11 protein-coding genes are annotated in these 13,350 nt (G+C 41.3%); 4 read left to right on the top strand and 7 right to left on the bottom strand.

All coding sequences use genetic code 11. The annotated features are described in order from the left end of the window. Positions 1-30: 30 nt before the first annotated feature. Positions 31-3,126: a SusC/RagA family TonB-linked outer membrane protein gene (locus tag AAH582_RS08780; RefSeq protein WP_343321857.1), complete on the bottom strand. Its 3,096-nt coding sequence runs from the start codon at positions 3,124-3,126 to the stop codon at positions 31-33. Between the two features lie 438 nt (positions 3,127-3,564). Continuing rightward, a complete protein-coding gene (locus AAH582_RS08775) occupies positions 3,565-4,551 on the bottom strand; it encodes a hypothetical protein (RefSeq protein WP_343321856.1) in 987 nt (328 codons plus the stop codon). Positions 4,552-4,777: 226 nt separating this feature from the next. Here AAH582_RS08775 and AAH582_RS08770 point away from each other — a divergent pair, with 226 nt between their 5' ends. After that, positions 4,778-6,115 carry a cytochrome ubiquinol oxidase subunit I gene (locus AAH582_RS08770; RefSeq protein WP_343321855.1) on the top strand — a complete coding sequence of 446 codons (1,338 nt, stop codon included), beginning with the start codon at positions 4,778-4,780 and terminating at the stop codon, positions 6,113-6,115. A 6-nt stretch (positions 6,116-6,121) separates the two neighbouring features. Further along, on the top strand, positions 6,122-7,198 hold the full coding sequence (gene cydB, locus AAH582_RS08765) for a cytochrome d ubiquinol oxidase subunit II (RefSeq protein WP_343321854.1): 1,077 nt from the start codon (positions 6,122-6,124) through the stop codon (positions 7,196-7,198). A gap of 9 nt (positions 7,199-7,207) precedes the next feature. Here the strand turns inward: cydB and AAH582_RS08760 are convergent, their stop codons facing one another. The 5 genes from AAH582_RS08760 to AAH582_RS08740 form a co-directional block, all read right to left on the bottom strand. Then, positions 7,208-7,834: a response regulator transcription factor gene (locus AAH582_RS08760; RefSeq protein WP_343321853.1), complete on the bottom strand. Its 627-nt coding sequence runs from the start codon at positions 7,832-7,834 to the stop codon at positions 7,208-7,210. A 12-nt stretch (positions 7,835-7,846) separates the two neighbouring features. Next, positions 7,847-9,811 carry a sensor histidine kinase gene (locus tag AAH582_RS08755; RefSeq protein WP_343321852.1) on the bottom strand — a complete coding sequence of 655 codons (1,965 nt, stop codon included), beginning with the start codon at positions 9,809-9,811 and terminating at the stop codon, positions 7,847-7,849. Positions 9,812-10,168: 357 nt separating this feature from the next. Further along, a complete protein-coding gene (locus tag AAH582_RS08750) occupies positions 10,169-10,723 on the bottom strand; it encodes an NADPH-dependent FMN reductase (RefSeq protein ID WP_046675741.1) in 555 nt (184 codons plus the stop codon). Beyond that, a complete protein-coding gene (locus AAH582_RS08745) occupies positions 10,723-11,220 on the bottom strand; it encodes a DUF2480 family protein (RefSeq protein WP_046675740.1) in 498 nt (165 codons plus the stop codon). The genes AAH582_RS08750 and AAH582_RS08745 overlap by 1 nt, the downstream gene beginning before the upstream one ends. Position 11,221: 1 nt before the next feature. Beyond that, positions 11,222-11,848, bottom strand: a complete 627-nt coding sequence (locus AAH582_RS08740) for a superoxide dismutase (protein ID WP_046675739.1) — start codon at positions 11,846-11,848, stop codon at positions 11,222-11,224. A gap of 189 nt (positions 11,849-12,037) precedes the next feature. Between AAH582_RS08740 and AAH582_RS08735 the strand changes: the two genes are divergently transcribed. Further along, positions 12,038-12,664, top strand: coding sequence for a helix-turn-helix transcriptional regulator (locus AAH582_RS08735; protein ID WP_343321851.1), 627 nt, complete (start codon positions 12,038-12,040; stop codon positions 12,662-12,664). Between the two features lie 84 nt (positions 12,665-12,748). After that, positions 12,749-13,342 (top strand): TetR/AcrR family transcriptional regulator, encoded by a 594-nt coding sequence (locus AAH582_RS08730; protein ID WP_046675737.1) that lies wholly within the window; start codon positions 12,749-12,751, stop codon positions 13,340-13,342. Positions 13,343-13,350: the final 8 nt, after the last annotated feature.

Raw genomic sequence — 13,350 nt, 5'->3', positions numbered from 1 at the left:
GTTTTCAATTATATATTATTAACAATCACACTACAGCGTCAAATTGACGCCCAGTGTATAAAGGCCGGTTTGCGGATAATATACCGCTCGTCCAGATTCCGCTTCAGGATCCAGGTTCCATTCATTCAATTTTGAAATTGTCCATAAATTCGTCGCGGATAGGTATACCCGAAGTTTGTTGATTGCTGTCTTTCCGATAGCATGTAGTGGCACTGTATATCCAACCTGTATGTTTTTCAACCGCAGGTAAGAACCGTTAACCACTAAACGGTCCGAGGTTGCGACATTACGCAAATCATATTTGACCACGCGCGGAAAGCGTGCATCCGTATGTGTTGGTGTCCAATAATCGTTTGTAAATATTTCGTGTGTAAAGCCTTCCTGATTTCCCATCTCAGCCAATGCTCCTGACAACCGGGTATCGACTTTTGCTGCACCTTGAAAGAGCAGATCAAGATCAAAGTTCTTAAAGGTGAAACTCCCATTTATTCCGAAGGTATATTTGGGGAAAGAGTTGCCAACAGCGGCCATGTCATTTGCATTGATCACCCCGTCGCCGTTCAAATCCACATATTTCACATCTCCGGGCTTCGTATTTGTAGCATACGTAGCACCATAAGCTTTAATTTCCTCCGCAGACTGAAAGAGACCATCGGTCTTATATCCCCAAAGTGTGTTGATCGGAAGTCCTTTCGCAATAATATACCTTGGGTCAATATCCGATCCGGCAATGTAGGGTCCAGTACCTTTTAGATCGGTTACTTCATTATGGTTGATACTTAAATTTGCATTCAGCTGGTAAGCAAAAGCCCCAGGCACACTTGGTCTTTTCTGATAATTTGCGCTGAATTCCCAACCGCGATTCAGTACTGTTCCCGCATTTTGGGGTGAAGGCTTTAATCCCAAAACGGCAGGAATATCCAGATTCAGTAGAATATCGTCAGTTACCTTTTTATAGTAATCCAAGGTAAAAGTCAAACGATTGTTTAAGAAAGCGGCATCCAAGCCCAAATCATACTGAATCGTAGATTCCCAGCCCAATTGCTGATTGGCATAACTGTCCAGTCGATAACCCTGTACAGATTTACCCCCAAAATCATATCCTGCCGCAATGAGGGCAGAATAATAACTATACAAATCTACCGATTGGTTTCCTGTCTTGCCCCAGGAAGCACGCACTTTGAATTCGTTCAACGAATTTCGAATAGGTTCCCAAAAGTTTTCTTTGGATAAGAGCCATCCTGCTGATGCCGAAGGGAAAAAACCATATTGCTTGTCGCCCGTAAAACGGGATGAACCATCATAACGCCCATTCACTTCGAGCAGATACTTGCCATCCCAATCGTAATTTACCCGACCAAAAAACGAACGCAAGCCATACTGCACATCATATCCATTATTGTTTTTGGTCGCATCATCGGCTCCTTGTCCGATAGAGGTGATATCATTATTGTAGAATCTTTCGCGATAAGCCGTTAAGTAATTTTGATAATTGTGAATCTGTGAATAGCCAACAAGTGCCTTAATATGATTTGGCCCAGCCGCCAATTGATAGGTCAACAGATTGTTCCATGTATACTCGCTGCTATTATCACGAATTTCGTTTAATGAATTGATCGGAAAACTTTTTACAATACCTGTATTTCGGTCCTTATTGTCAAAAGCGTTCAAAAAGGTTTTGGTATTATTTAGGTTCACTCTTACACCAAATTGGGACGTAAATAACAAATTTCTCCACAATTGAATGTCGGTTTTAACGATGGAGCTTAAGTAGTTTTCATTAACCTTTTTAAAACCACTTTTCTCAATCAGCATTAAAGGATTATTTCCTTGTGTACTTAATCCGTAAGTACCATCATCATATTTAGGCACCACCCACATCGAGCCATGGAGAAAGTTATTGATCGGATCACGTCCGGGCTCGGCGGCTTTACTATATCGGTAGTTTATACTTCCCGTAAAATTGAGCCAAGAGCTTGCTTTATAATCGTTGTTTAGCCTAATATCCGCCAGTTCAGCGCCATAATGATCAATAATACCATCCTGTTTATTATAACGAACCGCCAATCTAGAACGTAGAATGTCATTTCCCCCTGCGAATGACAAGGCATGGTCCTGCTGCGGAGCAGTTCTCAACAATGTATCAAACCATGTATTGGGCAGTGGATATTTTTCACGGTCCGTGGAAGTCCGATATGCCGCTATTGATTCGTCAGTAAATCGCGCCGGCACCGCCAGCCCCGCGTTACGGTAGGCGTCCTGTTGCAGTTGGAGGTAGGATACGGCGTCCATCTGCTTTGGGGTGTTGATTGATTTTTGTAAGGCGTAATAGCCATTATAATCAATCACAACATGGCCAGATTTTGCACTTTTGGTGGTTACAATAATTACACCGTTGGTCGCACGTGATCCATATATCGCCGTGGAAGCCGCATCCTTCAGGACTGAAATTGAAGCGATATCATTGGGGTTTAACTTGGACCAGGGTTGTTCAATTCCGTCCACGATAACCAAAGCATTATTCTTGCTGAGATCATATCCACTGGTGCTGCTCGAATTGGTATTAAATGTCGTCAGTCCTCTGATTCGAATATTGGCAGCCGATTGCCCTGGTTTTCCACCAAGGTCTTGAACAGTCACCCCCGGTAGTAAGCCCTGCAAAGCCTGCTGTGTATTTGAGACAGGCCTTTTCGTCAGTTTATCACCTTCAATACTGGCGATTGAATTGGTCAACGAGATCTTCTTTTGTGTTCCATAGCCAACAACGACCACCTCATCCAGGTCCTGTGTAACTGGCTCTAATTCAATTTTTGTGGGAGATTCGGAAACTAACAAGGTCTTTTTCTTATAGCCAATGCGCGAGAGTGTAATGGAAAAGGGTAATTTCTGTCCCGTTACAATTTGAAAAAAACCTTTTTGATCTGTTGTAACAACATGCGTTACAGCTTCGAGTTGAATGGTTACGCCTTCAAGAGGCTGCTTACGCTGACCATCATATACATAGCCTGATAAGGAAGCATTGACAATCGGTTTAACATCTGTTTGTGCATATACCTGATGCCCAACGCCAGATAACAATAAACATAGCGACAAGGTAGAATACCGGAGTACCCTAAGATTTTTCATAGATAAAGTATTAATGGTGAATACGAACAAGTGCCAACGCCAATCGAAAACTTGTTTTTATTTTGAAGACATGAGGGGAAGCGAGCGCCTCCCCTGCTGTCAGTTTGAGAAAAGATAAGGGAAATTATCCTATAAGGCACATTCGCATCTTTCTTACATCAGGGGATTTAGCCTTCAGAGACTTTGCAGTAATACTTACGAAAAATGTGCTTTTACTAATATTGATATGTTCCATAATAATGTGTTAATACGTCACGCTGAAAAGTATGCTATACTTTCAACAGCGACCTGTTATCTTCTCACAAATATAGAAGTAATTTTAATATAATCTACCAATTCTATAGATTTTATTAAAATAAATGTACGAGACATGCAGAGGGATAATATAAGCAAACTGTAGATGTAAAAGATTGCCGACCAAGGATAAGCAAAGGGCTGTTATTTTAAAGTTTTTAGATAGGTTTTAATCAGCAGGATGCCTTCATCATGCAGTACAGTGGTTCCCTTTTGAGGCATATGCATCTCTCCCAATGTAGACATCCGTCCAATAATCTTCGCTTGTTTCAACCAAATTCCAGTTTCATGCATGGGGCTTTCATAACGAAGATCCAGCATGGTCATGTAGGCTGTCCCTTTCGGATTGTGACAATGGGCACAGTTGATTTCCAAATAAGCTCGCGCACGACTTGCAGTTGATTGCGCAAGGTCATCATAACTCGGTAAATTCGTGAAGCTTTTGAAGGACTTCAGATCGAGAGCCCCCTGTTTGGTCAACTGCACCAGTTGCTGAATGCTGTCACCATCGTGACCGATTATCCGGTTCAGATTTCTGATCTTTGGACCTATCGGAAACAGCTGATTTCCTTGTCGATGGCATGCCATACAATCGTTTCGTGAAGGAATAATATAATTTGTTTGTCGCTCGTCACCTTTGCTGTCCAAAAACGAAACATGCACGGAAGCACTGTCCATCAACAACAAAGCTTCATCTTGGGCTGCATTCCATTGATAGGTTGCTGCATTCCACTGTCCGTCTTTATAAATCAACAGCCGTGTTTCAAGCAATTGCTGTCGTACATCTCCGGCCGCATCTTTTTGCGGATAAAAAAATGTTTTGGCAATTAGGGTACCGTCGGGGAAGCTGGGCAAACCATCATCTGAGGCGATCATTTTTTTTCCCCTGGGAAGAAAGATGACGCGCTTTTTATCGGTATAGTCTGTAAATAAGGTGGAGGCTAATTCATAGGAAATTCCCTGGTCGTTTGGAACAAGATCAGCAATTTTGCCTTTGAATAAATTGTATTCAGATAATTTATCTCGAAACACGATATTATCTTTAGCGACTGTTCCCCTTCCCGTATTATTCAGTATAATAAAAAATATTGGTATCAATAAAATACCCATCAAAATTAGTACTTTCTTCATTTCCCCAATGCTCTTTTCTCCTGTTCAAGTCCATCTTAAATTGGGACGAAGATAAGACAAAAAAGAGATTACGCTGATTGATATCTGCTATTGAGGTTCAGATTTTACAATGCGTACAGAAAACAATAAAAACCCCGTTATTTTATCAAAAAATAAAACGGTTTCATGGATATATACGCAAATAAAAGGTTATATTTAGCTGTCTTTTAACCAAAACTTCGGCTACATGGAAGATATGATTCTCTATAATCGACTTCAGTTCGCATTTACGATTACATTCCATTACTTATTCCCTCAATTGACCATGGGTTTATCCCTCATGATCGTCTATTTCAAATGGAAATTCCTGCAAACACAAAACGAAGATTACAACCATGCATCCAAATTTTGGATGAAAATCTTTGCGCTTAACTTCACCATGGGCGTTGTAACAGGCATTCCCATGGAGTTTCAATTTGGCACCAACTGGGCTAAATTTTCTGAACTTACGGGTGGTATTATCGGACAGACCTTAGCCATGGAAGGTATGTTTTCCTTTTTCCTAGAGTCATCATTTCTGGGGATGTTTCTTTTTGGAGAGAAGTTGCTCGGGCATAAGCTCCATTTTTTATCCGGACTCATGGTCTTTATTGGATCTTGGGCCAGTGGTTTTCTGATTATCGCCACACATTCCTGGATGCAGCACCCTGTAGGGTATGAGATTCTTGAAAACGGCAAATTTGTACTGAACAATTTTAGTGCATTATTCAGTAATCCATGGTTATGGCCATCTTATTTACATAATCAAGCCGCTTCGTTGGTGACCAGTTCCTTTTTTGTGGCTTCTATTGGATCTTTCTATCTCCTAAGTGACCGGCATAGTAAGTTTGGAAAGATATTCGTTAAAAGTGGCGTCATCTTCGGCGCCATTTCATCGGTTATGTTGGCATTTCCTACGGGAGACCTTGCCGCCAAAAACGTAGTCAAATATCAACCCGCAGCCTTTGCCGGCATGGAGGGCATCTTCAAAACGGAGCAAGGCGGATCCGAGATTATCCTGGTCGGCCAACCCGACATGGAAAACAAAAAGCTGGACAATAAAATAGCGGTGCCGAATGTCTTGAGCTTCCTCACCTACCAGCGCTGGGACGCAGAAATCAAGGGATTAAATGAATTTGACCAGTCCTTGCATCCAACCAACGTACCCGGACTCTATTACAGCTATCACATCATGGTAGGGCTGGGTACCATATTCATCGGCATTATGGTTCTTGGAGCGCTACTGCTTTGGCGGAACAAATTGTATCAAACCAAATGGTTATTGTGGATCATCATGTTTATGATTCCATTTCCATACATCGCGAATACTGCAGGTTGGTATACAGCTGAATTGGGGCGGCAACCTTGGCTTGTTTATAATCTCATGCGAATGGTAGACGGTGTATCCCCTACCGTATCTTCCGGAAATACATTATTTACCTTTCTCGGCTTCGTCGGTTTATACATTCTTTTGGGTTTGTTATTTCTGATGTTAGTCTTGAAGATCATTAGAAAAGGTCCTGAAACGACAGTTGCATTAACCTAATTAGCTATGGAAATATTCTGGTTTATCGTATTAACTTTTATGCTGGGAATTTATATCGTACTCGATGGGTACGATTTTGGAGCGGGAATTGTCCATCTATTCTTTGCTAAAACCGAACAGGAGAAAAAAGCTGTTACCAACTCAATTGGGCCGTTTTGGGATGCCAATGAAGTCTGGCTCATCGCTTCTGGTGGCGTCCTATTTTTTGCTTTCCCCACACTCTACGCCTCCTCCTTCAGTGGTTTCTACCTTCCCCTAATGCTTGTACTTTGGTTACTTATTTTTAGAGCAATAAGTCTTGAACTCAGAGGTCAGGTTCACCATCGTCTTTGGGAAGCTTTGTGGGATAAGGCTTTTGGCCTGGCAAGCCTGTTGCTGGCACTTTTCTTTGGCGCTGCGCTGGGCAATGTCGTTCGCGGAGTAAACCTGGGTATGGTAGAGAATGGTGTATCCACCCAAGAGCCGCACTATTTCTTCTTGGCACTTTGGAACCCGACATTTGACCCATTAGCCCAACATCAAGGCATCATAGACTGGTTCACTATCATTTTAGGTTTAGTTGCCGTCGTTACATTAACCATCCACGGCGCAGGCTGGGTCATTCTGAAAACATCCAGCACATTAAACACGAGACTAAAGAACATTGTTTTTAAGCTCAACTTTGTCTTGCTTATTCTTGTCATACTATCGGCCTATGTATGGCATTATGTGAAGCCCATCTCACTAAACAATCTTCAAAATCATTATTGGCTATGGATATTCCCTGTGATTGCTGCCACTGGATTACTTGGACAATTTTGGATCAAAACCTTTAAAAAAGACGGTATTGGCTTCCTATTTTCATCGCTGTTCATCCTAGGGAGCTTTGCGACGACCGTTGCTTCCATGTTCCCGATAGTATTGCCTTCAACGAATGACGTAAACCCCTCCTTGACGATTCAAAATGCTGCTGCGCATGAATATGGTCTTTCCGTAGGTTTAGGCTGGTTTATGTTTGCCACAATTCTGGTGATTGCCTATTTTATCATCCAATTTAGGGTCTTCAAAGGTAAGCTGGATGACGTCGGTTACGGTGAACATTAAGAGCGGTATCTATTCGAGTCCCAACAACTTATGTTTCATTGCCAGCTGTACGAGCTCAATCATATTTTTAACTTTGAATTTGGTCAGGAGATTGCGCCGATGCGTTTCAACCGTAACTGGACTTAAAAACAACTGTTCAGCAATTTGGTTCGTGGTAAGTCCCTTGGAGATCAACGTCAAAATCTCTTTTTCACGCTGTGTAAGCCGAGGTAGACCGCTGATCGTCGAAATTGCACCACGATAAAGTTCTTTTGCCCGATCACAAATGGCCTCTTTGCCATCGAGCCCGAGCTCTACACAGCGCAAGAATTCTTCGTTGGTAACGTCCTTTAAAATATAGCCATTTCCGCCAGCCTGCATAAACTGAAAAATAAGGTTTCCATCGGCTAAATTGCTCAATGCAACAATGGGAATCGTCGGAAACAGTTTCCTCACCTGTGTACAGACATCCACCCCATTTGTCTTCAACAGCTGCATATCCATCAGGATGAGATCGGCTCCTGTGACCTTTAAAAATTCAATTAACGCAATCTCTTCCAAAAAGGGGTATACGAGATACCCATCCTGATTATTGAGAAAAGAAGCGACACCTTCCAACAATAAGGGATGATCGTCTAACACTGCAATTATCTCCATGACTCCGCTTATTTAAACAGTTACACCAATTTCGATCTGCGTTCCAGATCCAAGCTTACTCTGAATATCAATTGATCCATTGATCCATTTCACCCTGTTGACCATATTATTTAAACCCAATCCATAATTTAACACAGCAGAATCAAAGCCTTTGCCATTATCCTCAACGAGGATATGGAGTACTTCGTTCGATTTACTTACCTGAACGATAATTGAATCCGCATTGGCATACTTTAGTGCATTTGAAATGGCCTCCTGAACAATTCGATACAGGGCCAATCCCTTTTGAAAATCCACATTCAATTCAGGCTCGTAGTTCTCAAACTGGATCGAAACGTTACTATTTTTCATCGCCATACACAATTGCTCCAATGCTGCTATCAATCCAAACTGACGCAGCGATTCGGGCATCAGGTTATGGGATATCCGTCTTACTTCACCTAAGATGTCGTTCAACTTCTGCGGCACTTCATCTGTCAAGAGTGTACTCTTTGCCACATCGCCGGCAATCTTAAATTTTAAACCTGTCAACATGCCACCTATGCTATCATGCAGATCTTGGGCAATACGATGACGCTCCTGCTCCTCTCCTTTTAGCATCGATTCCGAAATTTGCAACTGCTTTTCCTTTTCCATTTTGTCCAATGCGATTTCGTGATTGAGCTGTATCTGTGTATTGAGCTTCCGTTGTTTTCGATAGGAAAAATTAACAAATAGTACAATAAAGAAAAGCAAAACGGCAATACCCAAAACGAGGAAAATCCGAAATTGGTTGCGTTCCTTTTCTGCGCGCAGATTCAGAATCTCTTTTTCTTTTTCTACGGTTTTATATTTTGCTTCCATCTCATTCATTTTCTCCAACAATTGGACCTTCTGAATACTGTCGGATAGTGTATTTGCCTTATTGGACATCTTCAGCGCATCCTGATAATTACCCATCAGCTCATTTACAGCTGCCAGTTGACTGTACACAATTTTACTGTTGTAAAGATCTCGCGTTAATAATCCATTTTTAATGATTTCCTCCAACTGCAGTTTAGCATCAGCATACTTTTTCTGCAGGAGATACACATTAAACTTTCTGAACCGCATCATCTGGAATAATTTCCAATTGTTCATTTTCACCGACCAATCCAACCCGATATCCAGCAGACGAAGGGCTTCATCAGTCTGTTGCTTTGTGGTAAAATAAAGCGCCTCATTGTAATAATAATTGGGTAATTGCGAAGAATTTGGATAATCTTTCAAGAGCTGTTTGACTTTATCCAGTAGCACTCTTGCTTCTTTGGATTTCACCTGATAGCAATAATTGCTGACTGTATTGAGATAAGCCACCACAAGTGCAGCACTCGGTGGTTGCTGCTCGAGTTGCTTGATGGCCAATTGATGGTATTCATCAGCTTTTGTAAGCTGATTGGACGACATAAAGGTCATGCCGATCATCGTATTTATACTACCTTCCATAATGGGGTCATGTGCTTTGGCATAAGGCAAGCACTTCCCGTTTAGGATATCCAGAAAATCAGCAAATCCCTTTTTTGGAAACCGAACCAAGCCCAGATTATACCAAGCTTTAGCCAAAAGGCCCTGTTGAAAAGGTTTTTGCGCATTTCCAAGGAGGTCTACACATCGTTGGGCTTCAACTCCGGCATTTTTACTATCCAGAAATTGTCCATAATAAAAGCTTTTGCAGAGTGCCCCCATCGCCTGTAAACTCCGGAATGGTTTGGCGAAACGCTCCCCCTCCCGCATATGATCCCAAAATTTGGTCGTATCCCTAAATCGATAGTAATCTGCCAAATAAAAATACTGCATTGCCTTCACACTGTCATCCGAACTCGACAGCAATAACTTTTCCGCATCAGATCGATATCTATTCTCATCCAATGGCAGAAAACTCTGTGCAGTTACAAGATGCACAGTAAAGTATACTATAAAAAAGGCAATTATCTTCGTTAACTCTTTCAACTGAAACATTATCAATCCAATTTATTAATCACTTAAACAATTAAACTAAATGGGGCCTTTTCAGCCAATGGTTTCATAATATGCAACAACAAAGTCTGACGGTGGTTCAAGACTTTTCTCCACGTCTAAATTTGCGGTCGATTAGACTTCGTCAAAGTCGACAGTAGAAAATATAGGTCGGAAAACCGCATAGTCAATTAGCGGTTTAAAAAACAAAGATATATCTCCGCGATGAATTGCTAAAGACATTCTTCTACTTTTTTTGAAATTAATTACCAGCATAAGATTAGTCTAATCTATTTAAATATAGGCTAAAACATCTTCCGTTGATAAAAAAGCCTCTCGAGCGCTCGAGAGGCTTTTTTATCAACGATATTCCTTGCTCTTTTTCGTAGCAATATCGATCAGCAAGTCAAGCTTACATTGGTAAGCCGAAGATACCACATTTGGATTATCCGGCTCAAAAAGAGTAGATTTCATGATAGGAACACTAAAAGGCAATGTCCAGGCGCGGAGCGACTTCGCGATAGCATCCATTGCATTAATACCCTGAAGCGCGTGCACGCCATCGGCCCAACACACTAGTCCGATATGTTTATCCGTCAGATAAGCCGGTTTATTTTTAGCACTGACTTCAAGCCAATCCAAACAATTTTTCATCACACCGGGAATACTTCCATGATAAAGCGGAGACAACCAAAAATGTACATCTGCTTCTAGAAACTGGGTATTCATAATCTTGACGGCATTGGGTATCCGATTGAGACTCAAATCAAATAAGGGTATTCCACTATCCGACAGGTTAAAAATCGTATTTTCAATACCTCGTTGGTTTAGTTGGTGGGAAAAATAGTGTGATAATTTTCCTGATGTCGATTCTTGCCTTCTTTCCAAGGCGCCATTGAATATTAATGCTTTCATTATACTTTCCCTTTTTTAAAAATAACTTTTGGCATACCAACCTCACCATACATCAAGGTCTGCACAATAGGAATCAAACGTTCCGTCGCCAACATATAAAGTGACGCCGGGATATTCGGACGGGCCCGTATGACAACTTTTTGCTGCTGAAAATGCGACAGATCCATTGCTTGCAAAGCCTGTATCCACAAATCTATTTCCAAAGCCTCTACCGTCTTAAAATCGTAATACGCTGCAACAGGATGAAGTTTTTCCGCCAGGGTCATATAGACCCAAGGCGGGATAATTGCGTCGACAGAACAGCTGATAGCAACCGCTTGATTTCGGAAAGCAGACCAGTCCACCGCGGTTAAAGCTTCTCTGAATTCCTTTTCTTTCACGATTGCTTCCCGATACAACAATGTTTTGATGTCAAAACTTTGGATGGCGAGATTGGACTTAAAATCAATCAGATCTAAAGCCAATATACCCGTGTTTTCAACTTTATTTATAAACATATCAAACCAAGCCTGCAATTACGGCATCGTATTTTTGTTCAACAACAGACCAATCCAAAAGCGACCAAAATGCATCTAAATAATCGGCCCTTTTATTCTGATATTTCAAATAATAGGCATGCTCCCAAACATCGACACCCAAAATAGGGAACCCCCTGCCGATCGATTGTGTATCCATCAGCGGATTATCCTGATTGGCTGTTGCGACGACAGCTAAGGCACCAGAATGCTTGACATAGAGCCATGACCACCCCGAACCGAACTGCCCAAGCCCAGCATTTTTGATATTGGCTTTGAGCTCTTCTAAAGAACCAAAGGCAGCGTTTATCTCATCCGCTAACTTCCCTGTAGGTACCGTTTTTGGATTAGGCGATAAGATTTCCCAAAATAACGTATGGTTAAAGTGACCGCCGCCATTATTGCGGACTGCTGGGCTATATGTACTTATGCTTGTGAGTATATCCAACAGCGTGTCACCTTCGCTTTCCGTTCCTTCCAATGCCTTATTTAGATTGTCGACATAAGCTTGATGATGCTTTTGATGATGAATCGTCATGGTCTCGCGATCAAAATAGGGTTCAAGCGCCGCATAGGCATATGGTAACTGGGGTAATTGAAATTTGTGCATAGTTTTATTGTTTTTTATGATAAGTCAAAACTAGAGAATCAATTTTAATAAAACAACTAAATAGTTGTTTTATTAAAGTCATAAAACTAAATTCAAAAGGACTAAACCTGCATCTGAAACACATTTTAGAACAAAAAATAAAAATGCTATCTTTGTTGGCAGTACATAAAACAACTTTTTTATTGTCAAATGCAGAAAAGTCCAGCTGATCGAATATTGATGTTATTAAAAATGCGCCGAGAAGCCACAGCAGCTGTGATTGCAACAGCGTTGGCGATAACAAAAGAAGGCGCCCGTAAACATTTATTGAACCTCGCGAATCAAAAACTGATCGTCTCCGATGCCCGTAGCGAAGGTATAGGCCGCCCCTCGACTTATTACAGTTTGTCACCACAGGGCATGGCAAAATTTCCAGATAGTCACGCCGACATTACAGTACAATTGTTGCAGTCAATTAAACAGGTGCTTGGCGAGAATGCGTTGGATCTACTGATTAGTGACCGGGAGTCTAAGGTATACCAGAAATATACTGAAGTGCTATCAGGTATTGAATCCATTGAAAAAAAACTTGAAATTATAGCCGAAAAAAGAACAGAGGAAGGCTATATGGCTGAATGGAGGAAAGAAGCTGACGATTATCTTCTCATTGAAAATCACTGCCCCATATGTGCAGCAGCAACCGAATGTCAGGGATTCTGTCGTTCAGAACTGAATAATTTCCAGCAACTCATCGGTCCGGCCTATCGCATCTGTAGAACAGAATACATCATCGAAAACGCGCCTCGCTGTACCTATCGCATTTCAAAGACGAAATAAAACCAATTTCTAAGACATTCCTGCACAAATTACTAATATACCAAAAAGTATTTTTTATATTTGCATTAAAAGAACAGGAATAACATGTCAAAAGCAGAACAGACTCGGCAATATATCATTGAAAAAACTGCGCCCATTTTTAATAAAAAAGGCTATTTTGCGACTTCGCTCTCGGACATCTCGACAGCGACAGGATTAACAAAAGGAAGTATCTATGGTAATTTCAAGGACAAAGATGACCTGGCTACTCATGTGTATACCTATCAGAGCAAAAAAATCGCTGAAGCCGTTAATCAGCAGATTATACAGCAAAAAACAGCGTTAAAGAAACTCTTGTCTTTTCTAGATTTCTACAAGGAAAATTTCAAAAATATCGCAGCTTCAGGAGGCTGTCCTATGATGAACGCGGCCGTAGAGGCCGATGACTCGCTGTCTTTTCTAACACCTAAAGTCAAACGCTCTTTTGACCTTTGGAAACAGCGATTAATTCTAATTCTTGAAGAAGGAGTTGCTAGCGGCGAATTTAAACAGCATATTTCTACCGAAAATTATGCCATTACGTTTATGGCTATGGTTGAAGGCGGAATCCTGCTTTCCAAGATTTCCGGCCGAGCAAAAGATCTTGCCATTGTATTGGATAAAATGAAGGATATGGTGGATCGGGAGATCAAGGCATAATTTTTTTT

Origin of the sequence: Sphingobacterium multivorum (assembly GCF_039511225.1) — a bacterium.
GTDB lineage: Bacteria > Bacteroidota > Bacteroidia > Sphingobacteriales > Sphingobacteriaceae > Sphingobacterium.
This window is presented reverse-complemented; position numbering and strand designations above follow the sequence as displayed.